Origin of the sequence: Paracnuella aquatica, from assembly GCF_003332885.2 — a bacterium.
GTDB classification, from domain to species: domain Bacteria; phylum Bacteroidota; class Bacteroidia; order Chitinophagales; family Chitinophagaceae; genus Flavisolibacter; species Flavisolibacter aquaticus.
This window is the reverse complement of record NZ_QOWJ01000015.1, coordinates 82,281-105,892: the sequence shown is the minus strand read 5'-3', so window position 1 is coordinate 105,892 and position 23,612 is coordinate 82,281. Positions and strand designations below refer to the sequence as shown.

Here is a 23,612-nt window from a genome sequence, read left to right as displayed (position 1 = left end):
CAGAACGCTTTTGTAATCGCAGAACACTCCCGCCGCTTGCTTAGTTTTGCCGCTTCATGTTGCTTTGGCTTACCATTATTTTCCTGGTCATTTATTCGTCCCTGTTTGGCTATTATTTTTATTACTGGCTGCAGGTACCGCTTTTTAAAACCAACACCGGTACAAAGCCACAAGGGTTTCTGTCGGTAATTGTTGCTGCCCGAAACGAAGAAGCCAACATCCCCCAACTCGTTGCGGCATTAGCCAACCAAAGCCTTCCGCAGCAGCAGTTTGAAGTAATTATAGTGGACGACTACTCCACCGATGCGACTTCGGCCTTGCTCCAACCCTATTGCAATAACCGGTTTCGCGTGATTCAGCCCACAGTGCCGCAGCAGCTTTCTTCAAAGAAAAAAGCCATTGAGGCCGGGGTAGCCGCAGCCCGCGGACCGCTGCTGGCCATTACCGATGCCGATTGTGTGCCGCCGCCGCGCTGGCTGGAGCAGATGCTGGCATTTTACAACCAAAAAAGCGCTGCCTTTATAGCTGCACCAGTGGTGCTGCAAACAGCGCCTACACTTACAGGCATTTTCCAAATGCTGGATTTTACGATGCTGCAGGCCATTACCGCGGCCAGCGTGCAGGCCGGCGCCCACAGCATGTGCAACGGCGCCAACTTGGCTTACGAGCAACAGGTGTTTGCGGCAGTGGGCGGCTTCAAGGGCATTGATACCGTAGCCTCCGGCGATGATATGCTGCTGATGTATAAAATATGGCAACAGGATCCGCAGCGGGTGCATTACCTCAAAAGCAGGGAAGCCCTCATGCCCACGCCTGCCATGCCTACCTGGAAAGCCTTTTGGCAGCAACGCATCCGCTGGAGCAGTAAGGCCACCCATTACCAGGACTGGCGGGTAACGGCTGCCCTATTTTTAGTTTACGGTTTTAATTTGTGGGCGATAATGCTGCTTATTTGCGCCCTTGCCGGAAAAGCCGAATGGCTGCTGCTTTGGGTGTTTTTGGGTGTAAAAACCGCTGCCGAATTAATGCTGTTGCTGCCCGCCACGCAGTTTTTTGGCGGCAGCCGTTACCTAATATTTTTCCCGCTGCTGCAACCGCTGCATATTATTTATACCATTGTCGTTGGCATAGCCAGCCGCGGCCGCAGATACCAATGGAAAGGCCGGAGCACACAATAGCGACCATTTCATTTTAATAAAAAAGGTCATTACTCAGCCGCCCGGCCAATCCAGCTTTCAGTGGCGGGCAAAGCCCTTATCTTTCCAACATGAATGACGGCGGTTCATTTCTTCGCAACAAAACATGGAAACGGTTTCGGGCCAACCGGGGCGCCATGATTGGGCTGATCTTTATTTCCGTCATTATTTTCCTGGCCCTTTTTGCCTACCTCCTGGCCCCCGACGGCAGCCCTTACGCCAACCGCATGACGCTGGAAATCGGCGGGCAAAAACCCGGTTACCGCCAGCAGTTTTTGCTGGTAAAAAAAGAAGGCTTACCCCAACAACCCAACTTTCTTACACGGCTGCTGCACGGCCGGCCCGATGTTTACCAATATGTGCCCATCACCAACTTTTCCCTCGATGGCGATTCGGTGACCGCGGCCCGTTACGTGGACGAAGGCATTACCGAAAACCTGCGCTATAGCCGCAACCAACTGGCACCCCAGCTTACCCAAACGCAAACTTTTTGGCTGGGCACCGACAAATTTGGCCGTGATATCTGGAGCCGCCTCCTCATTGGCACCCGGGTAAGCCTGGGCGTGGGACTGGTTACGGTCATCATTTCACTGCTACTCGGCATTTCGCTGGGGGCGGTGGGCGGCTATTTTGGCGGCCGCACCGATGCGCTGGTGCAATGGCTGGTCAACGTGGTATGGAGCATTCCTACCCTGCTGCTGGTGTTTGCGGTAACGTTGCTGCTCGGCAAAGGATTTTGGCAGGTGTTTGTGGCCGTGGGGCTGACCATGTGGGTGGGCGTGGCGCGGCTGGTGCGGGGCCAGGTGCTGGCCACCCGCGAACTGCAATACGTGGAAGCCGCCCGGGTGCTGGGTTTTGGCAATGCCCGCATCATTGTCCGGCATATTTTGCCCAACATCATGGGGCCGGTGCTGGTGATTGCGGCCTCCAATTTTGCATCGGCTATTGTTATTGAGGCAGGACTGAGCTTTTTGGGTGTGGGGGTGCAGCCGCCGCAACCCAGCTGGGGATTGATGATCCGCGAGAACTACAACTTCATCATCACACAAAACCCGGCGCTGGCATTGGCACCGGGCTTTGCTATCATGTTGGTGGTACTGGCGTTTAACCTGCTGGGCAATGGCTTGCGGGATGCGGTGGATGTGAAAAGCAGATGATAGATGATGGATGGTAGATGATAGTGTTTACCAAAAGGAAAGCAATATTTTTTCGAAATCACTCCTTGTCATCCATCATCTATCATCTACCATCCCTTACTCTTCCACCGTTACCTGCACGCTGCGGTTCAGGCTTTCTTCCAGTGAAATAAAGGTTTCGGTGCGTTCGATGCCTTTTACTTTTTGCATCTGGTCGTGAAGTACGGCGCGAAGCTGGGCTATATCTTTGCAAACGATCTCGGCAAAAATGCTGTAGTTGCCCGTAGTGTAATTCATCCGAACGATCTCCGGGATCTTGCGCAGCTCTTTCGCTACTACATCGTACAGCGAGCTTTTTTCGAGGTAAATGCCGATAAATGCGATTACATCGTAGCCCAGTTTTTTCAGATCTACATGCAGGCGGGTGCCGTTCACAATACCGTTGTCCTGCAGCTTCTTAATGCGTACATGCACGGTGCCGGGCGACACAAACAGCTTTTTGCCCAGGTCGGCGTAAGAAATATTGGCGTCCTGCATCAGGTGCTGAATAATCTGCAGGTCCAATTTGTCGATATTCAAATTAGCAGCCATTACAAATAGTTGTTTTGAATGTATTGCAACAAAAGTAATATTTTTTAAATTTCATCTAAATTTATTTATTTTTTGTTGAAAAATTTTGAAACAATGGGCCATTCCATTAGTTTTGTGCCTGTTAGTTCATTGATCGAGCAACACACCATACTGTGGGGTGATGAAATTTTCGGCAGACATGCCCTCTTGTCTCGGGGGTGGGGATCACAAGATAAAGTCAGGATATAGCCGGTTTGTTCCGACAGGGGTTGACCACCAAGCGCTGTCCCGTTCCTAATTGCCCCGTGGAGGTTCGAGCCCTCCCCCTACAGCAGTTGAAAGGCCTTGCAAGCAAAAAGCTTGTGAGGCTTTTTTTATGCCCTTTCCGCTTCATTTCAGCGCTGCAATGTAACTATACAAAAGGGATACAGCCCATAAAACTGCGGCTACCGGTTTTCAACGGCATATGTTAAAACATAGTAAAGCTATAATATGGCAAAGTGCGCAAACGTTTGCAATCATCTTTAACCCCTTGCAGGTATTTGGAAGCGTGATCCGGAGCGGTTTGTATTGAAGAAAAGCCATTTGCCTGCTGCCTACCAACCAACCGCTCTTATGCTGCACTTTATTATGGACCATTCCGGTACCGTCATTTTACTGACGCTTGGTGTGATTGTATTATACCTGGTAATAAAATTAGCCGCACAGGCCGAACAAACCAGCGCCAAGCGCAGCGAGCTGATGGAGCGGGTAAAACGCCTGCAGAAAAAGCTGGATGGCGACCCGGCAGACAAACAACCATGAACGGCGCACCGGTGCAATTGTTCCGCATTTTTTTGTGGCGGTTACACAAAAACGTGGCTGCGGCAGCCAAAGCGGATAGTTAGCTCCGTTAGTTCATGCTACAAATATTTACAGGCTTTTGTTATACAGCACACCCATTTTTAAGTAAAAAAGTAACCGGCCCAACAGGAGCACCTACGCTTTAGCGAAGCTTATTTAAAGCTCATTTCCAATATTTTACAGATATAAAACAAGTTTTCTCCACCACAATTAAAATAGTATTTATATTAGTCGCGTCAATTGAGGTGATAGACCAAGGTTGGCCCGGTTATTATAAACCGTTATGCGCCGTTTGCATTTGATACTACCCAAACGACGTAAGCCGTACAATCCAGCTCCTACGATTAGCACGTTTCATTTTACCATATACCAATATTCATGTGATACCAAACACAATGGTATGTGGCCACCCATTAACCCGTGAAGCCAAAACATACAACTGTATTCTCCAATGCCAAAAGCCATACCCACTTCCTGTGAAAGATAAAGCCGGCCTAGTGCCCAATAACATAGTCTTTATCTTTTCGATAACGCCTGTGCCTATTGCCGCATCAACCGCTTTGATCAGCAACAACATTGTTTTGAAAACCCGGCGCAAGGCAACGACCGTACCCGGCTAAAACAGCAATACCAGACTAAACAACAACCGTAAATAGCGAACTATGAAAGCAGTAATCCTAGCAGGTGGCTTTGGCACCCGAATCAGCGAAGAGAGTGGTGTTCGGCCCAAACCCATGGTGGAAATTGGCGGCAAGCCCATTTTGTGGCACATTATGAAATTGTACTCGGCCCACGGCATCAACGATTTTATCATTTGCCTGGGATATAAGGGCCACATGATCAAAGAGTATTTTGCCAACTATTACCTGCATAACTCCGATGTAACCTTCGACATGCGCAACAACAGCATGGACGTGCACAAAAGCACTACCGAACCCTGGACCGTGACACTGGTACATACCGGCCACAACTCCATGACCGGGGGCCGCCTGCGCCGCGTAAAAGATTATATCGGCAACGAAACTTTTTGCATGACCTACGGCGACGGGGTTAGCGATATCAACATCTCCGAATCTATTGCGTATCACCGCCAGCAGGGCACCCTGGCTACACTGGCCGCAGTGCAGCAGCCTGGCCGCTTTGGCGCCTTCAACCTGTCGACAGAAGATACCAAGATCGACAGCTTTAAAGAAAAGCCCAACGGCCACGAAATGCCCTGGATCAACGGCGGCTTTTTTGTACTGGAGCCCGAAGTGATCGACTACATTGCCGACGACGACACTACCTGGGAAAAAGAGCCCCTGGAAGCACTGGCAAAAGAAGGCGAGCTATCAGCTTACCGCCACACCGGTTTCTGGCAACCCATGGACACCCTGCGCGATAAACAGGTGCTGGAAGAAATGTGGCAAAAAGGCACAGCGCCCTGGTACGACATCATCAACAATACACAACACGCCATACAGCGGTAAAAAAATGGGGTACAGTGCCTAACGGAACTGTACCCCCGCTTTTTAATGCAATGGCTGCTGGTAAATATTCTACTTGCAACCACTGTATCAAAAGCGATTGAACACGCTCCACCGAATCACTCCCAAACCCGAACACCCCGCTGCCCCACGGCGGCCCATTTTGCTATAATTTGTACCAATGGATGTTGCTCAGTTAAAAGAAACTTATGCCGGCAAAAAGGTATTCCTCACCGGCCATACCGGATTCAAAGGCTCGTGGATGCTACAGTGGCTGCACTCCCTGGGCGCCGAAGTTCGCGGCTATGCATTGCCGCCAAAAACCGACAAAGACCTTTACCACCTCATTAATGGCGATGCGCTTTGCCATTCGGAAATAGCTGACATTACCGATGCAGCAAAAATAAAAGCGGGCATCCTCGAGTTCCGTCCTGATTTTATTTTTCACCTGGCGGCGCAACCGCTTGTGAAACTTTCGTACGAAATACCTTCCGAAACATTTGCCGTAAACGCCATGGGCACGGCCTACGTGCTGGATGCAGTGCGTCAGTTGGATCAGCCCTGCGTGGTGGTGCTCATTACCACCGATAAGGTGTATGAAAATAAAGAATGGATCTATCCCTACCGCGAAACCGATCGACTGGGTGGCTACGATCCGTACAGCGCCAGCAAGGCCTGTGCGGAAGTGGTGATCCACTCCTACACACAATCGTTTTTTAACCCCAAAGATTATGCGCAGCACCAAAAAGCAATTGCCAGCACCCGTGCCGGTAATGTTATTGGCGGCGGCGACTGGTCGGCCGACCGCATTGTACCCGACATCGTACGGGCACTGCAAGCAGGCAAACCCGTAGTGGTACGCAACCCCGCAGCAGTGCGGCCCTGGCAGCATGTGCTGGAGCCTTTGGGTGGCTACCTACTGTTGGGTGCCCGGTTGGCCAAAGAGCCGCTGCGCTATATGGGCGCCTGGAACTTTGGCCCACTGGCCGACGACAACAAACAAGTGGAAGACGTGGTGCGAACCGCGCTGCAGGTTTGGGGCAACGGTAGCTATGAAAAGCCGCAACTGGCCAACCAGCCGCACGAAGCAGGCTTGTTGAAACTGGACATCAGCAAGGCACTGGCGCAACTGGGATGGACGCCCAAATACAGCGCACAGGCAGCCATTGAGCAAACCATCCAGTGGTATAAAACATTTACCGAAGGAGCCCAGGATATGGCGGCATTTACCAAAAGCCAGATTGATGCTTACCTCTCGGAGGCATAAAACAAACACACATTTTTATATGTGCTGCCGGTAACAAAACAATAAGCGAACAAATGACCTTTACCGAAACAAAGCTGAAAGGCGCTTTTATAATAGAACTAAAAAAGCTGGAAGACGACCGCGGTTTTTTTAGCCGTGCTTTCGACAAACAAAGCTGGGAAGCACACGGACTGAAAGCAGATATTTTGCAGGCAAACATCAGCCGCAACAAACACAAAGGCACGCTGCGCGGTCTGCACATGCAACTGGCGCCACATGCCGAAACAAAACTGGTGCGCTGCACACGTGGCGCTATTTACGATGTGATTGTGGATGTGCGGCCCGAATCGGAAACCTACAAGCAGTGGATTGGTGTGGAGCTTACTGCCGACAACTACCGCATGCTGTATGTACCCGAAGGATTTGCACACAGCTACATCACTTTGGAAGACGACTCCGAAGTGCTGTACAACGTAACAGAAGTGTACACACCCGGTGCGGAAAAAGGGTACCGTTGGGATGATCCTGCCTTTGGTATTGAATGGCCTATCGAGCCGCTTATTATTTCGGAAAAAGATAAAGCTTACCCACTGTTTGATGCTGCGGCTGCAACAGTGGCTGGGGCGTAAAAGCCGTTTGCTTTTTAAAAAATAAAAAACATGATCATCATAGATACGGCGCTGGCCAAACGGCACGCCGACAACAACCCGGTGCGGGTAGCGATGGTGGGTGCGGGTTTTATGGCCAAAGGCATTGCGTTGCAAATCTTTCAGTCGGTGCCGGGTATGGAGCTGGTGGCCGTAGCCAACCGCACGGTAGATAATGCACGTACACTCTATGCCGAAGCGGGCCAGCCCGATGTAGCCGAAGTGCACACCGTAAGCGAACTGGAGCAAAATATAAAGGAAGGTAAATACAGCATCACCACCGATTACAACTTGGTCTGCAAAGCACAGGGCATTGATGCCGTGGTGGAAGTAACCGGTGCGCTGGAGTTTGGTGCTACCGTAGCACTGGCAGCCATACAGGGCGGCAAACACATCATCATGATGGATGCCGAAGTGGATGGCACCGTAGGTTGCATCTTAAAAGTTTATGCCGATAAAGCCGGCGTGGTATACACCAACGTAGATGGCGATCAGCCCGGTGTGATCATGAACCTATATCGATATGTACAATCCATCGGGTTAAAACCGGTGCTGTGCGGCAACATCAAAGGCCTGCACGATCCGTACCGCAACCCCACCACGCAGGAAGGCTTTGCCAAGCGCTGGGGACAAACGCCCTCTATGGTTACCTCGTTTGCAGACGGCAGCAAGATTTCTTTTGAACAGGCCATTGTAGCCAATGGCACGGGCATGCGGGTGGCCAAACGCGGCATGCACGGGCCCCATGGGCCTGCAGGTGCACCCATCAAGGAAGTGGTGAATTTATACCCGCATGAAGACCTGCTGAATGGTCCCGGTATTGTGGATTATGTGGTGGGCATCAGCGAGCCTGCCGGTGGTGTGTTTGTGTTGGGCACACAGGAAGATCCCAAGCAAAAGCACTACCTCAATTATTACAAAATGGGCGAAGGCCCGTTGTATTGTTTTTACACACCGTACCACCTGTGTCACCTGGAAGTGCCGCTAACCATAGCCCGCGCTGTATTGTTTGGGGATGCTGCACTGACGCCACTGGGCAAGCCCTGCGTGGAAGTGATCACTGCTGCAAAACGCGACCTGAAAGCAGGTGAAGTGATCGACGGCATTGGGCATTATATGACTTACGGCCTTTGTGAAAATGCAGACACACAAGTAGCCGAAAACCTGCTCCCCATCGGCATTGCAGAGGGTTGCATCTTAAAGCGCGACATTGCCAAAGATGATGTGCTAACCTATGATGATGTGATTCTGCCCGAAGGCCGATTGATTGACCGGCTGCGTGTAGAGCAGGCGCAATATTTCGGCATGCATGCCCCAGAATTGCAAGAGCCCGCAACTGCATCGTTATAGTATTCCCGTACCCATTTATATGCTTACCACCGGTTTACGCCGGTGGTTTTTTATTTAAAAAAACTCGCTTCATACACAGGATAACACATTGGCGCTTTGTGCACCTTCTTTTCTTTGTGCAGTCGTGGTTCAAAAAAATCATCGCTATCTTAAAACAAAAATCAAAACAGTTCTATGAGTTTTACCCATGCAATCAGCTGGTTTGAAATACCGGTTACCGACCTCGAACGGGCACAAAAGTTTTACGAAACAATCTTCGGTGTGGAACTGATCCCGATGGATATGCCCGGCTTTCAAATGCGGGCTTTCCCTATTGAAGACATGCAAACAGGCGTTGGCGGCGCACTGGTAAAAGCAGGCGATTTTTATGCGCCATCTGCTAAAGATGGTGTACTCATTTACCTCAATGGAAACCCCGATGTGCAGCAGGTTTTAGACAAGGTGGAAGCGGCTGGTGGCAGCATTGGTACCCAAAACAGAGATATCGCCAGAGCATGGTTTTATGGGTGTGCTCATTGATACGGAAGGCAACCGCATTGGCTTGCACAGCGTGCCCAACCAATAGCGCTTATCATACTGTATTGAAAAAGGTGCAACAACTATGCTGCACCTTTTCTATTTTCGGTTATGCGTTTGCGATAGATAGTGAGTTTATTTTTTTACCGCTGCATCAGTCCGTTCGTTTTGCCGTACGGTACAGCAACACACACATGGCCAGGAAAAATGCAACGCCTAAAATATAATATCCACCCTGCCCCAAGCCATGGATCAATCCTTCTTCCATACTAATGGCCTGCAAGCCCCGCTCCGATGTGGGAAAGGCCTGCAGGAAAGCCACCACCACGCCAAACAAGGCACCGCCTGCCACCAGCCCGGTGGCAAACAGGTTACCGCGGCCCAGGTCTTCTTTTTCGGGGTTTGCCACTTTATTTTTACGCTCCACAATGCCTTTGATGAGGCCGCCTGCAAAAATCGGCAGCGTGGTAGCCAGCGGCAGGTAAGCGCCTACGGCAAACGAAAGCGACTTGATGCCGCACAACTCCATCACAATGGCTAAGAACACGCCCACAAATACAAACTGCCAATCGAGGTTAAACGAAAGCACACCACGAATCAAAGTGGCCATCAATGTAGCCTGCGGTGCGGGATATTTATCCGAACCAATGGCGTGGGTAATGCCCTGCGCCAGCATTTCCTGCGTAGGATTGTCGAGCACTTTTACGGTAACACCAATGGCAATAGAAGAAACAATAGCACCGATAAAAAGGGCTAGCTGTTGGTAACGTGGCGTGGCACCAACGATGTAACCAGTCTTTAAATCCTGCGAAGTTGCACCGGCGTTGGCTGCAGCAATACAAATAATACCGCCCACTACCAGCACCATCGGCTCGTACACTTTGCCGCTCCAGCCAATGGAAATAAAAAGCAGCGCCGTTGCTAAAATGGTAGCGATGGTCATGCCCGAAACCGGGCTGTTGGATGAACCAATGAGGCCTACAATACGTGAAGCCACCGTTACAAAAAACGCCCCGAAGATGACCACTAAAATGCCGATGAGCAGTTTGTTCCAAACCGTATTTCCCGGAATCATGGGCAGCACTGCAATGAGCACAATAAGGGCGATGGATCCAAACAACACCACGCGGATATCGAGGTCGCGGTCGGTGCGGGCCACTGCCTCAGATGTGTCGGTTTTTTTAACGCCACCCAAGCTGCTTTTAAATGAAGAGATGATTGTTGGAATGGTTTTGAGCAACGTAATAAAACCACCTGCTGCTACGGCACCGGCACCAATCTGCCGGATATAAGCACGGTACAGCGCCGAGCCGGTATCGGCAAACAACCGCGTGGTGGGATCCCACCCGCCGGGGCCACCTGCAGTGGCTACATCTTTTAAGTAACCCAGTTTTACCAACTGCGCCGCAATGAGTGAAGGATCAATGATGGAAGCCAAAAGTGGATTCAACACCAGCCAGCTCAACACGCCACCGGCCACCAAAATGCCGCTGATCTTCGGCCCGATGATATAACCCACACCCAGGTATTCGGGTGTTATTTCAGCCGACACATTTGCCGATGGAAAATAGCGGTTGCGGAAATCGGTCATGTACACCGGCGCCTCAGCCACCACCCGCAAGATGCGTTGCAAAAATGCATAAGCCACCGCAACACCCAGCCCGTAAAAAGCAGTTTTAGCAAAATTGCCGCCCCTTTCACCAGCTTTTAATACAGCCGCACAGGCCGTTCCTTCGGGGTAAGGCAGCACGCCATGCTCCTGCACAATAAGGGTGCGCCGCAGTGGAATCATCATCAACGTGCCCAACACGCCGCCCACAATGGCCAGCACAAAAATGGTAACGTAGTCGAAATAATTGGCGCCCACACTACGGCCATCTATGCCAATGGAGAGGAACAAAAACCCGGGCAACGTAAAGGCCACACCGGCCGCAATACTTTCGCCGGCAGAACCCGTGGTTTGAATAATGTTGTTTTCTAAAATGGTGGTTTTAAACAACCAGCGCCCCACCGTAATGGCAATCACCGCAATGGGTATGGAAGCGGAAACGGTAAGCCCGGCACGCAGGGCCAGGTACACGGTGGCAGCACCAAAAAGCACCCCAAACAGGCACCCAAGCAGGATGGCTTTGAGGGTAAATTCCTTCATCTTTTTTTCGGCCGGCACAAAGGGCTGAAAGTTGTTGGGCGTCATGAGCAGCGGGTTGATTTTGGCTAAAGTAATCAATACGCTGTAGTGTTGCGGCATGCACTGCATCCGGTCAAAAGGAGGCTTGCGGTCCATTTTTGCGCAATTCATCAAGGCTGCAATTGACACCGCGTTACCCGCATCTTTTCTTTGCTGTACAAACCAAAACTTAACCAACAATGAAAAAGACCTTTTTATTTACGATGCTGCTACTGACCGTGGCCTTAGTATCCTGCGAAAAAGAGGGCGATGGCTCCATCCCCGACGACCTGCCCCGCACCAGTGTACCTGCCGAATTGCGCGGCACCTGGATGTTTGGCCAGTTTTCGATGACGGAATACTGGAGCCAAAACCCATCGTCTTATCTGGGCAACGCGTTTTCTATTGCCATGGCGTTTCGCTTTTTTGAAAACGGGACGTATGAGCAGTATTTTACGGCCTCTGTTACCGGTGGTGGCGGCAACACGTTTCAACAATCGGTAACGAAGGGAACCGTGGAAGTAAATGAAGCAACCGGCACTATTAAAACGCATCCCTACCAGTCGCACTATAAAAGAACACGCGGTACAACTGTGTTGGAAGAGCGGGATATGAGGCCTTCGGAATTGAAAGGCGGCACTTATACATACACCAGGGGCAGGGAACCGAATGGCACGGAGGCTGTTTACCTGACATTGCAGGGCACCAGTGAGCCGCTTACTTTTTTGAGTAAGCCTTGAGGCATATTTTAAATGCTTTAAAACTTACGTTGTTCGAAGTATCTGCATTTACTTTTTTGCTCCTGCAAAAAAGTAACAAAAAAGCAGGCCCGAAATCAAATGACAGCCTGATTTCGGGATAGCGCCTTGATTACACTGTGGTGGTACTGTGGTGAAGTGCAGCAGATCATTATTGGACAAACAAAAATTCGAATTATGCTCGTACGGAATCGCCAATCATCATAAATAAGAAACGGCGACTGCATTACAGTCGCCGTTTCTTATTTATTTATTGCAATTACTTATTTGCTCATTTGCTGCAGCTTTTTGGTGAGCAGCATCAAGATAACCGATGCAACACCAGCCATTACTACAAACAGCATAAAGAAATCGTACATGTTGTTCATTTCGTAGCCCAGCACCGAAGTGGTGCGGCCATCGGTGGGCGACAGTGCACTGAGCACACCAGCCAGTTTGTTGGCAAATGCATTGGCCAGGAACCACACCGCCATCAGCAGGGACGCAAACTTGAGCGGCGCCAGTTTGTTTACCAGCGAAAGACCAATGGGCGACAGGCAAAGTTCACCCCAGGTATGCAGCATATACATACCCACCAGCCAGATCATGCTCACCTTCATATCGGGGCTTACATCTTTTACGCCATAACCAATCCAGAGGTAACCTATTGCCAGCAGTGCAAGGCCAATGGCCATTTTGGTAGGCGCCGATGGTTCGCGGCGGCCCAACTTGATCCATAGCCATGCAAACACCGGTGCAAACAACACTACAAATGCGGAGTTAAGCGACTGGAACCACGAAGCCGGCACGGTAAAGAACCCAAGATCACGGTTGGTTTGGCGGTCGGCAAACAGGTTGAGCGAAGCACCCGCCTGCTCAAATGCACTCCAGAAAAACACCACGAAGAACGAAACGATGAAGATGACGGCCACGCGGCTTTTTTCTCCGGCGTCCAGGCTTTTGTCGGTAAAAATCACAAAGGCAATAAACAGCACCGCTGCAATCATCAGGTACAGCAGGTAGCCAAATACATTGGCATCCACATACAACATGCCGATGAACAGGCCAGCCATTAGCAGCAACCCGATCACAATGGCAATGGGGTTGTTCCAAACAGTTTTAGTTTGGGGCACTGCAATGTTTTTACCCGCAGCATCAATGGCGAGTGCCTGCCCGGGTACATCACCCAGAGGCGTACCGTCTGGAGCCACCATGTATTTATCCTGGTAAATTTTTTGAATGATAACCGAAATGAGCATACCGATGCCACCAGCGAGGAATGCCCATTTAAAATCGGCAGGGTTTCCGGTGTCGCCCACAAGGCCGCACACAAATGGCCCCAGCATGCCACCCACGTTGATACCCATGTAAAAAATGGTGTACGCAGCATCAATACGACGATCACCCTTGGGGTATAGCTGGCCTACCAGCGAAGAGATGTTGGGTTTAAAAAAACCGTTTCCGGTGATCATAAAACCCAACCCGGAAAAGAACAACAACGTGGCCAGGCCGCTTACTTCGCCGGTGCCATCCACCAGCGAGCCGCAAAAGAATAGGATGAATTCGCCGATGGCCATGAGCAAACCGCCCACAATGATGGAGCGCTTGTTGCCCCAGTAGCGGTCGGCAATATAGCCGCCGATGAGCGGAGTTAGGTAAACCAGGCCCGTATATGATCCGTACAGGTTGGAGGCAAAACCGTCTTCATAGAGGAGCGCCTTGGTCATAAACAGGATGAGGATGGCACGCATGCCATAGTAGTTGAAGCGCTCCCACATTTCGGTGGCAAAGAGTACGTACAGTCCCTTGGGATGGCCCTTGCCGCCCCCCATGTTCTCAGTAGTGGTATTCATAATTTAATAAGCAAGCCGTAAACTCGGCGGTAAATAAAGTTTCCAAAGTACAGAAAAATGAAGGTTCCGCGATCAGCACGGGCTTCTTTAATCAGATTGGGCGATATTCGCCAGCGGAAAAAAGTTCACGGGTTTGCTGGTTCACGGGTTCACGAGTTAACTGTGGCCCCAACAACTTGTGAACCCGTGAACGCGTGAACTTTTACAACTATCACCACATGAACATCCTCCTCCTCGGCTCGGGTGGCCGCGAACATGCGCTGGCCTGGAAAATGGCACAAAGTCCCAACTGCAGCAGCCTGTTTATTGCCCCCGGCAACCCCGGCACCGCGCAATGCGGCACCAACCTGCCTTTTGCAGCAACCGATTTTGAAGCCATTAAAAAATGCTGCGCTGACAATGCCATCAACATGGTAGTAATCGGGCCCGAAGAGCCGCTGGTAAAGGGTTTGGTAAACGAGTTGAAAGCCGACGCATCGCTGCAGCACCTGCTGATCATTGGCCCCGACCAATACGCCGCGCAACTCGAAGGCAGCAAGGCATTTGCCAAAGCGTTCATGCAGCGCCACGGCATACCTACCGCAGCTTATGGCGAGTTTACGGGCGATAATTTTGAAGCAGGTCTTGAATACATTAAAGCGCAAAAGCTACCCGTGGTGCTCAAGGCCGACGGACTGGCCGCAGGCAAGGGCGTGCTTATTTGCACCACGCATGAAGAAGCGCTTTCGGAGTTTACGCAAATGATTCAGCAGGCAAAATTTGGTGCCGCCAGTAGCAAGGTGGTGGTGGAAGAATTCCTGAGCGGCATCGAGTTGTCGGTGTTTGCGCTAACCGACGGCCGGCACTATGTGCTGCTACCCGAAGCAAAAGATTACAAGCGTATTGGGGAAGGCGACAGTGGCCTCAACACCGGTGGTATGGGCGCCGTAAGCCCCGTGCCTTTTGCCGATGATGCGTTTATGCAAAAGGTGATTACCAAAGTGGTGGAGCCTACCATTAATGGCTTGGGAAAAGAAGCGTTCGATTATAAAGGCTTTGTATTTTTTGGCCTGATAAAAGTGGGCGACGAGCCAATGGTGATTGAATACAACTGCCGCATGGGCGACCCCGAAACCGAAGTGGTGATGCCGCGGCTGCAAAACGATTTGGTCCATTTGCTTACTGCTGCTGCCCAGCAAAAATTGGAAGGCATTTCGATACAAAAAGACCCGCGTTTTGCTACCACTGTAATGGCGGTGAGCGGCGGCTATCCCGGCGATTATGCAAAAGGTTTTGCAATAGATGGTTTGCAAAATGATGCAGCCGACACGCTGCTGTTTCATGCAGGCACCGCTGAAAAAGATGGCAGTATTGTAACCAGCGGTGGCCGTGTATTGTGCGTTACATCTTTTGGCAATACCGTTGCCGAAGCAGTAGCCAAAAGCAAAGACCGGCTGGTAGGGGTAAGCTTCGAAGGCATGTATTTCCGCAAGGACATCGGCTACGAATTTGAATAGCTTTTGAGCACCTTTTATTGCACCACAAAGGCACAAAGGAAATAAGGTTCACGAAGGGATTTCTTTGTGCAACTTTGTGTCCTTCGTGTCTTTGTGGTTCAATTCATTTCCCGAACATCTTCTTCCTATGTACAACGACAAACCAGCAGGCAAGCCCGCCGTGCATTACCACGAGTACCTACAACTTGATGCCATCCTGAATGCACAACACCTGGAAAGTGAAAAGCATGGCCGCCCGGCGCATGATGAAATGCTGTTCATTGTTATTCACCAGGCATACGAGCTTTGGTTCAAGCAACTGCATTTTGAACTGGATTCGGTGCTCTACATCATGCGCAAGCCGGCACTGAACGACAACTCGCCGGAGTTGCAAACCGTAACGCACCGCCTGGCCCGCATGGGCACCATTCTGAAAGTGTTGATCCAGCAGATTGATGTACTGGAAACCATGACGCCTATGGATTTCCTGGATTTCCGCGACGACCTGCGGCCTGCATCAGGCTTTCAAAGCTGGCAGTTTAAGCTGCTGGAAGCCAAGCTGGGCCTGAAGTTTGAGCACCGCCACGGGCAGGAATATTATACCGCGCAACTAAAGCCCGAACATGTGCAACTGATAAAAGAAGGTGAACGGGAGCAGTCGCTGCTGCAATTGGTGAATGGGTGGCTGGAGCGCATGCCGGTGTGGTATGCCGGCTTTTGGGACGAGTATAGGCAGGCTTATTCGGGAAGTCTTTCCGAATTGGAAAAAGACAACCTTAAATATTTTGAAGCCTACTTTTTTGAGGGGGTTAACGAAGGTTCGCTTTCTGCAGCGGCCAACCGGGCGGCGCTGTTTATTATGTTGTACCGCGGGTACCCGCTGCTGCACCTGCCCTTTCAATTGATCAATTTACTACTGGAGCTGGACGAAGGCCTCAGCATCTGGCGCCACCGCCACATGAACATGGTGCACCGCATGATTGGCACCCGTGTGGGCACGGGTGGCAGCACCGGCCGCGATTACCTGAAATCGGCCGCTGACAAGCATTATATTTTTAAAGAGTTTGCACAACTCACATCGTTTTTAATGGAACGCAGCCGCCTGCCGCAATTGCCGAAAGAGGTGGAAGGGCGTTTGGGGTTTAGGGGATAAATGAATATTGCTGGTTCCGCTCCCTATTTCGGGTATTATGGAATGGCAAGCTGTATTATTTGTATTAGACCCTGAAACAGAAATAAAGAAAAAGAACATACCTACAGTTATTCGATCAATATTCGATTAACTGGGTAAGAAGCACATATCCCAAGCATGGATATAAGTTTGAGTAACTACAATGCCATTAACCAACAGCAATAGTAGTTAATGCACCGCATGAAATTTGCCAGAACCTCTTACAATTTTCCAGCGTATCTAACCTGTTAGTACCTAACGATCTTTATTGCACTTGCCGCAGAAGCTCCATTGGCTCCAGGCAGTACGGTTAAAATCCCATTCTTCCAGTAAACTGGCACTCCGGTAGAACCGACAACATGAACATCTGCACCATCTATCGCAATCGCATTTGCATGCGCAGAGCCCAATGGACTACCACCGGGCAAGATTGTTTTTACGCCGTTTTTCCAATACACGGGGTCACTCGAATCGTTGCCTGCAACATATACATCATTGCCTGAAACAGCAATGCCATATGCTCCAGAGTTTTGTGTTGACAATACTGTTTTCACCCCGTTTTTCCAATATACCGCGTTTCCATCTTCTACTCCTGAAATGTAAACATCTTTGTTGGAAAGTACGATTGCCGTTGCAGTGCCATAAGCGTTATTAGCAGAAAGCATGGTCCCTATCCCATTTTTCCAGTATATTGCTTTTTGAGCAGTGTCTCCAACAACATACACATCGTTTCCCGTCACCGCCATGTCATATCCGTATACCCCTATGTAATTTCCACGGGTTGGGTCTTTACCCACAAGCGAGCCAAGTGCGGTAGTTAAACCATTTTTCCAATACACAACTCTACTACTATTGTAGTCCTCGCCTGATATGTAAACATCACTTCCATTTAATGCAACTCCACGGGCTTTGGCTGGAAGAGCATTTCGGTTCAACTTCGTTACAATGCCATTCTTCCAAATTATTGCGTCGGACAAGATATGCCCAACAACATAAACATCCGATCCGGATACAGCAATGTCATATGCCAAAGAGCGATCTGTATTAGGGGCAACAAGCACGGTCTGGACGCCGTTCTTCCAGTAACAGGCAGCATTACCCCGAGCGCCCGCTATATAGACATCTATAGTAGAAGATGAAGGCCCCTGGGGCGATGAAGAAGAATCCTTACCCTTCGAACAGGAAAATAGAAGTGCAGAAGAGATAACAATGGAAGCAAACAGTAATGACCTTAACACAGTTAGATGGTTTAAAAAAGATTCAATTAGTTAATAAAAATATGCGGTTTGCATGAGATTAATATATTAAAATAAAATGCATACCAGTCAAACCAATTTGGATGAAAAAGCGATACACTAGGTAAAGTTGCACCCCATGTCACATAAAATTTCGTTCATATTCATATCCTCAACTGCCGTAAAGTAAACCATAAGGGATTCTTGGTTTAGTAAGCATTTATTGTGCATCTAACCAATATTGCGATAGCCCAAAAACACAACAGCAGAAAGTATGTATATAAGATTACAGCTTGAGGGTAAAATTTCTGTCTGGAATCACTATTATACTTGCATAGCTAATGCAACAGAGCATAATGAATTGAAGATTTCGTCAACACGCTCTCTGGCGATATCTATACCTGCAAATATTAAATAAATCACAAACCCTCCAAATAGCGCAACAACGCTATCAAATCTGCTTCCTTTTTAAAATCCAATTCATTACTGCTTAAATAGGCATCAAGTTCCTTTTTCTTCTTGGAAAACACCTTGTACAAATTCTTCTTATTGGCGGGCACAAAGTAGTTGAACCGATCACCAAAGAAATAATCGGTCCGCTTATAAAACGTCACATTTTCCCGCACCAGCAGGTTGGTTTCCATCACGCCCTGGTTGTTGATAAAATTGCTGTACGAATCAATTGCGGATGTAGGATTGGGTTGATTATAACCGCCAATTTTTTCCCGCTTTTGCAACGCATACCGTTCGCGTTTCAACAGCTTATGCTCCTGCGCATCAAACACTTCTTCGAGGTAACCTTCTTTAAAAAAATTGTTGAAATAAAACAGCTTGTTGCCAACAGCCACATGGCCAATGTTCAGCATCTGCTGCTTGGCAATTGCCAACGTATCGCCTTGTGGCGAAATGAATTCGATCTCCTCGTTAAACAGGTTATAATTCATAATGCCCGATGATGTGCTCTTGTCTTTAAACACAATTTTACCGGGACTGAATTTTGGAAACCGGTACATCCGGGCAGGCGTGGCCACTTCTGCAATAGAGCGGCCAGCTTCCACAAAAATCGTTGCGCTGTCCTGGGCAACAACGCTGGACAACGTCAGAACCGCTAACAATAGCGTGATGATTTTCATACCAACCTAAGTTATCAATATTTACGCAAAATCAATAGTATTAGGCCGCACCGCCTGCAACAATTTCGAGTTAAAGCGCCAGGCGACAATGGAGAGTCTAGTTGATCAGCAATAAAAATTTACCTGGGGTTAATCCTTGCTGTAAAAGATCACAGCCGTTCACAAAAGCGTACAAATTACCAGGTTGATCACTTAAATAAAATGTGCACTTTTGCTGGGCATGAGTGTATTCAGCTACCACATTGTGACCACATCACATTTTATAGCGCTAAAGGCACTGCTATTTCCTCCCAAACCAAAAAACTATCCGGGCTTAATTCATGCAGAATGTATGACGGCAATGACACTCGGCTCAGGATTTTTTTCGCCGTCACGCATGCTTTTGAGGCAGCTTGTTGTTTTTGCACAATGGGAAAGCGAAGAAGCCATCGACCAGTTTCTATCAGGCAGTTCGTTAGGTGCGGTGTTGCAGAAGGGATGGCACTGCCGCCTTTTATTTATGCGGCAGTGGGGTACGCTGAGTGCATTTAAAGTGCCAAACGAATCACATGAATTGGAAGAGAACCACGCACCGGTTGTGGCGGTAACACTAGCCCGCATGAAACTACCTGAAGTGCCGAGATTTATTCGCTGGGGACGGCCTGTTGAAAAATTGGTTCGCGACCATCCCGGCACCACTTTATCATTTGCTTCCATCAGGCTTCCGAGAACGGTTTCCACTTTTTCAGTATGGAAATCGCAAAAAGAAATGACAGATATGGTTCGTGGACATAGCCAGGTGCCTCATCCAAAAAGGCATGTGGATGCAATGGGAGAGCGGAACAGAAAAGACTTTCATTTTGAATTTACAACCTTACGCTTTAAGCCTATTTCAGAAGCCGGCGAATGGAACGGACGTTCGAATCATATACCAAAACTTAATAGCGGAAAATAGCATGAGTTTTCCACGTCCGATGCAAAAGGTACAGGATTGGTTAACCCAACAATGGGTAATTGTTCGCGGTCGAAAGATTGATCCAAATGAATGTTCCTGGCTGATGGGACCATTTGGAAGTTCAGAAATTGTTGGTGAAAGTTTTATCAATGAATTGGCAGCAAATGAAAAGCTAACAATCAACAGGGAAACAACATTAGGAGGTTTGATCCCGGATATAGCCAGCCTGAATTTGCCGGAAGCGCATCGGCTAAAGGTATTGCCGGAAGTAGTTGATTTTTACGAAAACACAGCTCGGTACAACTTGCAATTTTCTGTACGGTGGAACCTTTTATTTAAAAGCTTTGGCATTCTAATCAGTAAACTATTCAGCAACCGGTTGCGGCAGTTGAATATACCTATTGCAAACACAACAACCTATAGTGAGTTGGATAGTAAGATCATCGCACTTGCAGAACCAGACAGCGGAAAAACAAAGTACACATTCTGGCTCCGTTCGATTAAATCAAGTGGCGATCCTATTTATTCCGGTGTTTATGGTGTGGGCACATTGTCGTCCGGAATCGCTTGTATCAAAGCAGTGTTCCCGCTGCCAAACGGAAATGCCACCGTACTGATGACGCCAGCCGTTGGACCTAATGGTGAATTGATACTTGAATCTTCTGGGAAAGAATTTGGTGATGCCGGGTTTTACTTTTTATTGAAAGATTCCAAAGGAGTTCATTGGGCGCATTACGTCAAGTCATTTCGCGACCAGTTAACAATCAATGCAACAAATGGGAAACTCGCAGCGGAGCAGGTATTAACGCTATGGCAGAAAGAAGTACTTCGCTTCAATTACAATATTGAACCAAAAAAATAAAATGGATTTACCACTCAAAAACTTTCCCACAGCATGACCCACCGCGAAACGATCATTCAAAACTACATCGACGGGTACAACATTTTTTCGGTTGACCAAATGGTTGCCCACTTTGCCGAAGGCATCCAATTTGAAAATATTCAGGACGGGAAAATCACGCTGTCGCTAACTGGGATAGATGCTTTTAAAGAGCAGGCTGAAAGGGCAAAAAACTTTTTTACAAACAGGCGTCAAACTATTACATCGTTTAAACATAGTGAAGCTGAAACCAGAATAGCAGTTGATTATACCGCGGTGCTGGCAATGGATTTTCCAAACGGGCTTAAAAAGGACCAGCAACTCAACCTCACAGGAACCTCTGTCTTTGAGTTCGCTGGCGATCGGATCGTTAAACTCACTGATGTCAGCTAAGCCATCCACCATGCAAGTGCTGAATGGTTTTGTGATAAGCAGTAACTTTTACATGGCTCAACGCTACCACCATGAACATTGCAATAGCGCAAATCCGGTCCATAAAAGGCAACATAACAGCCAATACAGCAAAGCACAAAGTGCTGATTGAACTGGCTGTTGCCAACGATGCGGCTGCTATCTTTTTCCCCGAACTTTCCCTCACCGGATACGAGCCTACGCTGGCTGCGGCACTGGCTACCAATACTGATGATCCGTTGTTCAATACCTTTCAAGAAATAAGCAATATGCACCGCATTACTATTGGTTTGGGCATGCCAATTAAATCCGCCGACGGTATACACATCAGCATGATCGTTTTGCAACCCAATACGCCCATTCAGGTTTATTCAAAACAACAACTGCACGAAGATGAAACGCCATATTTTGTTAGTGGAAAGGAGCAACTCATGCTGCAGGTGCAACAGCAAAAAATAGCGCCGGCAATTTGCTACGAAAGCCTGCAGTGGAACCATTCGGAAAATGCGCATCAATTGGGTGCAGCCATCTATATTGCTTCGGTGGCAAAACCGCAAAAGGGCATCGACAAAGCGATGCTGCATTTTCCGGCGGTGGCCAGGCGTTTTTCCATGCCCGTGTTCATGGCTAATGGTGTTGGCCCTTGCGATGATTTCATCAGCGCGGGGCAAAGTGCTGTTTTTACAAAAAGCGGTGCCGTTGCCGGCCAGCTCGATGACCAAAATGAAGGCATCCTGATATTTGACACCGAAAAAGAAATTACAACGGGCATAGTGTACTCCGACACAAATTGATTGCGGGCCAGCGCTTGCAAATAAGTATAAGGTTGCATTATATTGTAACGATCAAACATTGTTTCCGCCGGTGGCAGCCCTATACTTTTTGCAACACCCGCTGGAATACGCATTCACAATACCAACTGACATGCTTTTCACTATGTACAAAAATGCCTCACTGCTTACCGCTCTATTACTGATTGTAAACTTTGTTTTTGGTCAAAGCTATTCCGGTCTGAAAGCAGGAATCAACTATGCCAATCAACTTGCTGTTGCAAAGCCAGCCAACACCTTCGATAATAAACCAATTGTGGGCGTGCAGGCAGGTGTGTTTTTTAAAAATGCACTCACCCAAAAATGGACCCTGGCCGCCGAGGCAAACTTCTCCATTATAGGCGCCAGCTATCGCTTTCTCGAGTTGGTAAAACCCAATGACCAGTCCAGCAATTTGTTTAGGATCATTCGGTGCACCAAGCAGGTTGCTTACCTCGAGTTACCGCTGATGATGCAATACAACTGCACCAACTTTTACTTTGGCGCAGGTCCGGCTGCTGCACTCAAACTATATAGTACGCCAGACGAACAGGAATTTCCGCCTTCATACAAAACCATCGATGTATCGGCCAATGCCATTGCCGGTTACAAGCTTTCAAAAAAGATGGATGTTAATGTGCGCTACAGTTATGGACTTATCAATACACTCAAAGACCGGTCTAACTTTGGGATTTTACAAGAAGTGCGCATCAACAATAGGTTTGCAAACATCTCGCTGTTGTACCGGTTGAAGTAGATATGCTTAACAACTTTATAGCGCAATCAAATGTTGTACAACACTACAGCAAACAAAGCAACACCAACCCTTCCCATCACCCAATATTTTTGGTGGCCTTTGCGTTGTAGCTAGCGGCGCCATTTGCTGCTAAAACCACTGTATGAGATTTGGTCTTTCATTGCAAACACGGGTCTTTGTGTTGCTGTTGCTTTTTGCAGTGGCGGTAGTGGGCTTTATGCTCAAACTACCTGCTACCTTCCGGCATATTGATAAGGAACTGCACACCGCATTTTACTTTGGCGCTGCCGCATTCCTCAACCTGGCCTTTGCCGGCAAAAACCTGCTCCGGCATGCGTTTATATTTGTTGCGCTATACCTGTTTGGCATGGCCATCGAATGGGCGCAAGCTTACTCCAACAGGTTTTTCCGTTCCCGCATCCATGGCCGTTTCGACCCCGAAGACCTGCAGGCAAATCTCTATGGACTCGTTGCTTTTTCGGCACTGTGGCTGGTGGTAGTAACGGTAATGTTGTTATCGAAAAAACGGAGCCAGCCAGCCGCCTGAATTGTCCCGTTGTAAAAAAAGTACAGTCTTGCGCCGTTGCATTTTATTTACCCAAATGCCATTGAAATGATTTTAGAACATGTTGCCATCTGGACCGACGACCTCGAAGCACTTAAAGCATTTTACGAACAATATTTCGGCGGCGTGGCCAATGCGCTGTATGTAAATAAGGCGAAAGGTTTTCAAAGCTACTTCCTCAGCTTTAGCTCCGGCGCCCGGCTCGAGCTGATGCAGAAAGAGGGCATACCGGCCAACCTGAATGATACAGTAACGGCGCAACACCGCGGCATCATTCACCTCGCTTTTGGTGTGGATACCATGGCAGCGGTAGATGCAAAAGCCGCCGAACTGCGGCAGGCAGGTTTTGAAATACTGAGCGGCCCCCGAAAAACCGGCGATGGATACTACGAGTTTGAAACCCTCGACCCCGATCAAAACAGGATTGAAGTAACCACCCCATACCGCGCCACCGGGCCGCAAACGCCAGCATAGTCCGGCCTTTGGCCTGCTGCGGCTTCAATCTTTTGTTAATC

Annotated in this window: 23 protein-coding genes; 18 read left to right on the top strand and 5 right to left on the bottom strand. The window is 48.8% G+C overall.

From position 1 onward, the window contains the following. The first annotated feature begins 56 nt into the window (after positions 1-56). Entirely contained in the window at positions 57-1,178 is a 1,122-nt protein-coding gene (locus DRJ53_RS17750) for a glycosyltransferase (RefSeq protein WP_114237006.1), read from the top strand. Positions 1,179-1,267: 89 nt separating this feature from the next. Next, a complete protein-coding gene (locus DRJ53_RS17745) occupies positions 1,268-2,353 on the top strand; it encodes an ABC transporter permease (RefSeq protein WP_114237005.1) in 1,086 nt (361 codons plus the stop codon). 96 nt (positions 2,354-2,449) lie between these two features. On the opposite strand, the gene DRJ53_RS17740 is transcribed toward DRJ53_RS17745, so the two are convergent. Further along, positions 2,450-2,923 (bottom strand): Lrp/AsnC ligand binding domain-containing protein, encoded by a 474-nt coding sequence (locus DRJ53_RS17740; RefSeq protein WP_114237004.1) that lies wholly within the window; start codon positions 2,921-2,923, stop codon positions 2,450-2,452. Positions 2,924-3,517: 594 nt separating this feature from the next. Here DRJ53_RS17740 and DRJ53_RS17735 point away from each other — a divergent pair. The 6 genes from DRJ53_RS17735 to DRJ53_RS17705 all read left to right on the top strand — a co-directional run bounded on the left by DRJ53_RS17735 (position 3,518) and on the right by DRJ53_RS17705 (position 8,973). After that, positions 3,518-3,706, top strand: coding sequence for a hypothetical protein (locus DRJ53_RS17735; RefSeq protein WP_114237003.1), 189 nt, complete (start codon positions 3,518-3,520; stop codon positions 3,704-3,706). Positions 3,707-4,407: 701 nt separating this feature from the next. Further along, on the top strand, positions 4,408-5,214 hold the full coding sequence (rfbF, locus tag DRJ53_RS17725; protein ID WP_114237001.1) for a glucose-1-phosphate cytidylyltransferase: 807 nt from the start codon (positions 4,408-4,410) through the stop codon (positions 5,212-5,214). A gap of 178 nt (positions 5,215-5,392) precedes the next feature. Beyond that, entirely contained in the window at positions 5,393-6,478 is a 1,086-nt protein-coding gene (gene rfbG / locus DRJ53_RS17720) for a CDP-glucose 4,6-dehydratase (protein WP_114237000.1), read from the top strand. 53 nt (positions 6,479-6,531) lie between these two features. Next, a complete protein-coding gene (gene rfbC, locus DRJ53_RS17715) occupies positions 6,532-7,086 on the top strand; it encodes a dTDP-4-dehydrorhamnose 3,5-epimerase (RefSeq protein ID WP_114236999.1) in 555 nt (184 codons plus the stop codon). Between the two features lie 30 nt (positions 7,087-7,116). Continuing rightward, the gene (locus DRJ53_RS17710; RefSeq protein ID WP_114236998.1) at positions 7,117-8,454 is read left to right on the top strand and encodes an NAD(P)H-dependent oxidoreductase; all 1,338 of its coding nucleotides are present in this window, start codon (positions 7,117-7,119) and stop codon (positions 8,452-8,454) included. Between the two features lie 174 nt (positions 8,455-8,628). Further along, on the top strand, positions 8,629-8,973 hold the full coding sequence (locus DRJ53_RS17705) for a VOC family protein (protein ID WP_206609818.1): 345 nt from the start codon (positions 8,629-8,631) through the stop codon (positions 8,971-8,973). Between the two features lie 151 nt (positions 8,974-9,124). Here DRJ53_RS17705 and DRJ53_RS17700 read toward each other — a convergent pair whose 3' ends face one another. Next, positions 9,125-11,269 carry an OPT family oligopeptide transporter gene (locus DRJ53_RS17700; protein WP_241558599.1) on the bottom strand — a complete coding sequence of 715 codons (2,145 nt, stop codon included), beginning with the start codon at positions 11,267-11,269 and terminating at the stop codon, positions 9,125-9,127. A 68-nt stretch (positions 11,270-11,337) separates the two neighbouring features. Here DRJ53_RS17700 and DRJ53_RS17695 point away from each other — a divergent pair, with 68 nt between their 5' ends. Further along, complete coding sequence (locus DRJ53_RS17695) at positions 11,338-11,877, top strand: hypothetical protein (protein WP_114236997.1); 540 nt, start codon at positions 11,338-11,340, stop codon at positions 11,875-11,877. Between the two features lie 281 nt (positions 11,878-12,158). On the opposite strand, the gene DRJ53_RS17690 is transcribed toward DRJ53_RS17695, so the two are convergent. Continuing rightward, positions 12,159-13,727 carry a peptide MFS transporter gene (locus tag DRJ53_RS17690; protein ID WP_204743292.1) on the bottom strand — a complete coding sequence of 523 codons (1,569 nt, stop codon included), beginning with the start codon at positions 13,725-13,727 and terminating at the stop codon, positions 12,159-12,161. A gap of 218 nt (positions 13,728-13,945) precedes the next feature. On the opposite strand from DRJ53_RS17690, the gene purD reads away from it, so the two are divergent. Together purD and DRJ53_RS17680 are read left to right on the top strand one after the other, a co-directional pair. Beyond that, entirely contained in the window at positions 13,946-15,223 is a 1,278-nt protein-coding gene (purD, locus tag DRJ53_RS17685; RefSeq protein WP_114236996.1) for a phosphoribosylamine--glycine ligase, read from the top strand. Between the two features lie 127 nt (positions 15,224-15,350). After that, positions 15,351-16,355, top strand: a complete 1,005-nt coding sequence (locus DRJ53_RS17680) for a tryptophan 2,3-dioxygenase (protein ID WP_114236995.1) — start codon at positions 15,351-15,353, stop codon at positions 16,353-16,355. A 266-nt stretch (positions 16,356-16,621) separates the two neighbouring features. Here DRJ53_RS17680 and DRJ53_RS17675 read toward each other — a convergent pair whose 3' ends face one another. Both DRJ53_RS17675 and DRJ53_RS17670 read right to left on the bottom strand, forming a co-directional pair. Continuing rightward, complete coding sequence (locus DRJ53_RS17675; RefSeq protein ID WP_114236994.1) at positions 16,622-17,404, bottom strand: hypothetical protein; 783 nt, start codon at positions 17,402-17,404, stop codon at positions 16,622-16,624. 623 nt (positions 17,405-18,027) lie between these two features. Further along, positions 18,028-18,741, bottom strand: a complete 714-nt coding sequence (locus DRJ53_RS17670) for a hypothetical protein (RefSeq protein WP_114236993.1) — start codon at positions 18,739-18,741, stop codon at positions 18,028-18,030. Between the two features lie 220 nt (positions 18,742-18,961). Here DRJ53_RS17670 and DRJ53_RS17665 point away from each other — a divergent pair, with 220 nt between their 5' ends. The 7 genes from DRJ53_RS17665 to DRJ53_RS17635 all read left to right on the top strand — a co-directional run bounded on the left by DRJ53_RS17665 (position 18,962) and on the right by DRJ53_RS17635 (position 23,571). Then, positions 18,962-19,675, top strand: a complete 714-nt coding sequence (locus DRJ53_RS17665; RefSeq protein WP_114236992.1) for a hypothetical protein — start codon at positions 18,962-18,964, stop codon at positions 19,673-19,675. 1 nt (position 19,676) lies between these two features. Beyond that, a complete protein-coding gene (locus DRJ53_RS17660; protein ID WP_114236991.1) occupies positions 19,677-20,537 on the top strand; it encodes a hypothetical protein in 861 nt (286 codons plus the stop codon). Positions 20,538-20,570: 33 nt separating this feature from the next. Continuing rightward, on the top strand, positions 20,571-20,948 hold the full coding sequence (locus DRJ53_RS17655; protein WP_114236990.1) for a nuclear transport factor 2 family protein: 378 nt from the start codon (positions 20,571-20,573) through the stop codon (positions 20,946-20,948). 71 nt (positions 20,949-21,019) lie between these two features. After that, positions 21,020-21,760 (top strand): carbon-nitrogen hydrolase family protein, encoded by a 741-nt coding sequence (locus DRJ53_RS17650; protein WP_114236989.1) that lies wholly within the window; start codon positions 21,020-21,022, stop codon positions 21,758-21,760. A gap of 142 nt (positions 21,761-21,902) precedes the next feature. Further along, positions 21,903-22,532, top strand: coding sequence for a porin family protein (locus DRJ53_RS17645; RefSeq protein ID WP_162303915.1), 630 nt, complete (start codon positions 21,903-21,905; stop codon positions 22,530-22,532). 142 nt (positions 22,533-22,674) lie between these two features. After that, positions 22,675-23,079: a hypothetical protein gene (locus DRJ53_RS17640; RefSeq protein WP_123893680.1), complete on the top strand. Its 405-nt coding sequence runs from the start codon at positions 22,675-22,677 to the stop codon at positions 23,077-23,079. Between the two features lie 66 nt (positions 23,080-23,145). After that, the gene (locus DRJ53_RS17635) at positions 23,146-23,571 is read left to right on the top strand and encodes a VOC family protein (RefSeq protein WP_114237037.1); all 426 of its coding nucleotides are present in this window, start codon (positions 23,146-23,148) and stop codon (positions 23,569-23,571) included. Positions 23,572-23,612 lie beyond the last annotated feature (41 nt).

Excerpts from the sequence above, each read along its gene's own strand:
- DRJ53_RS17660 (WP_114236991.1), top strand. The coding sequence starts at position 19,677 with ATGAGTTTTCCACGTCCGATGCAAAAGGTACAGGATTGGTTAACCCAA.
- DRJ53_RS17750 (WP_114237006.1), top strand. The coding sequence starts at position 57 with ATGTTGCTTTGGCTTACCATTATTTTCCTGGTCATTTATTCGTCCCTG.
- DRJ53_RS17745 (WP_114237005.1), top strand. The coding sequence starts at position 1,268 with ATGAATGACGGCGGTTCATTTCTTCGCAACAAAACATGGAAACGGTTT.
- DRJ53_RS17740 (WP_114237004.1), bottom strand. The coding sequence starts at position 2,923 with ATGGCTGCTAATTTGAATATCGACAAATTGGACCTGCAGATTATTCAG.
- DRJ53_RS17665 (WP_114236992.1), top strand. The coding sequence starts at position 18,962 with ATGAGTGTATTCAGCTACCACATTGTGACCACATCACATTTTATAGCG.
- DRJ53_RS17670 (WP_114236993.1), bottom strand. The coding sequence starts at position 18,741 with ATGAAAATCATCACGCTATTGTTAGCGGTTCTGACGTTGTCCAGCGTT.
- rfbF (WP_114237001.1), top strand. The coding sequence starts at position 4,408 with ATGAAAGCAGTAATCCTAGCAGGTGGCTTTGGCACCCGAATCAGCGAA.
- DRJ53_RS17645 (WP_162303915.1), top strand. The coding sequence starts at position 21,903 with ATGTACAAAAATGCCTCACTGCTTACCGCTCTATTACTGATTGTAAAC.
- DRJ53_RS17700 (WP_241558599.1), bottom strand. The coding sequence starts at position 11,269 with ATGAATTGCGCAAAAATGGACCGCAAGCCTCCTTTTGACCGGATGCAG.
- DRJ53_RS17635 (WP_114237037.1), top strand. The coding sequence starts at position 23,146 with ATGATTTTAGAACATGTTGCCATCTGGACCGACGACCTCGAAGCACTT.
- DRJ53_RS17640 (WP_123893680.1), top strand. The coding sequence starts at position 22,675 with ATGAGATTTGGTCTTTCATTGCAAACACGGGTCTTTGTGTTGCTGTTG.
- DRJ53_RS17655 (WP_114236990.1), top strand. The coding sequence starts at position 20,571 with ATGACCCACCGCGAAACGATCATTCAAAACTACATCGACGGGTACAAC.
- rfbC (WP_114236999.1), top strand. The coding sequence starts at position 6,532 with ATGACCTTTACCGAAACAAAGCTGAAAGGCGCTTTTATAATAGAACTA.
- DRJ53_RS17705 (WP_206609818.1), top strand. The coding sequence starts at position 8,629 with ATGAGTTTTACCCATGCAATCAGCTGGTTTGAAATACCGGTTACCGAC.
- DRJ53_RS17650 (WP_114236989.1), top strand. The coding sequence starts at position 21,020 with ATGAACATTGCAATAGCGCAAATCCGGTCCATAAAAGGCAACATAACA.
- rfbG (WP_114237000.1), top strand. The coding sequence starts at position 5,393 with ATGGATGTTGCTCAGTTAAAAGAAACTTATGCCGGCAAAAAGGTATTC.
- purD (WP_114236996.1), top strand. The coding sequence starts at position 13,946 with ATGAACATCCTCCTCCTCGGCTCGGGTGGCCGCGAACATGCGCTGGCC.
- DRJ53_RS17680 (WP_114236995.1), top strand. The coding sequence starts at position 15,351 with ATGTACAACGACAAACCAGCAGGCAAGCCCGCCGTGCATTACCACGAG.
- DRJ53_RS17690 (WP_204743292.1), bottom strand. The coding sequence starts at position 13,727 with ATGAATACCACTACTGAGAACATGGGGGGCGGCAAGGGCCATCCCAAG.
- DRJ53_RS17735 (WP_114237003.1), top strand. The coding sequence starts at position 3,518 with ATGCTGCACTTTATTATGGACCATTCCGGTACCGTCATTTTACTGACG.
- DRJ53_RS17710 (WP_114236998.1), top strand. The coding sequence starts at position 7,117 with ATGATCATCATAGATACGGCGCTGGCCAAACGGCACGCCGACAACAAC.
- DRJ53_RS17695 (WP_114236997.1), top strand. The coding sequence starts at position 11,338 with ATGAAAAAGACCTTTTTATTTACGATGCTGCTACTGACCGTGGCCTTA.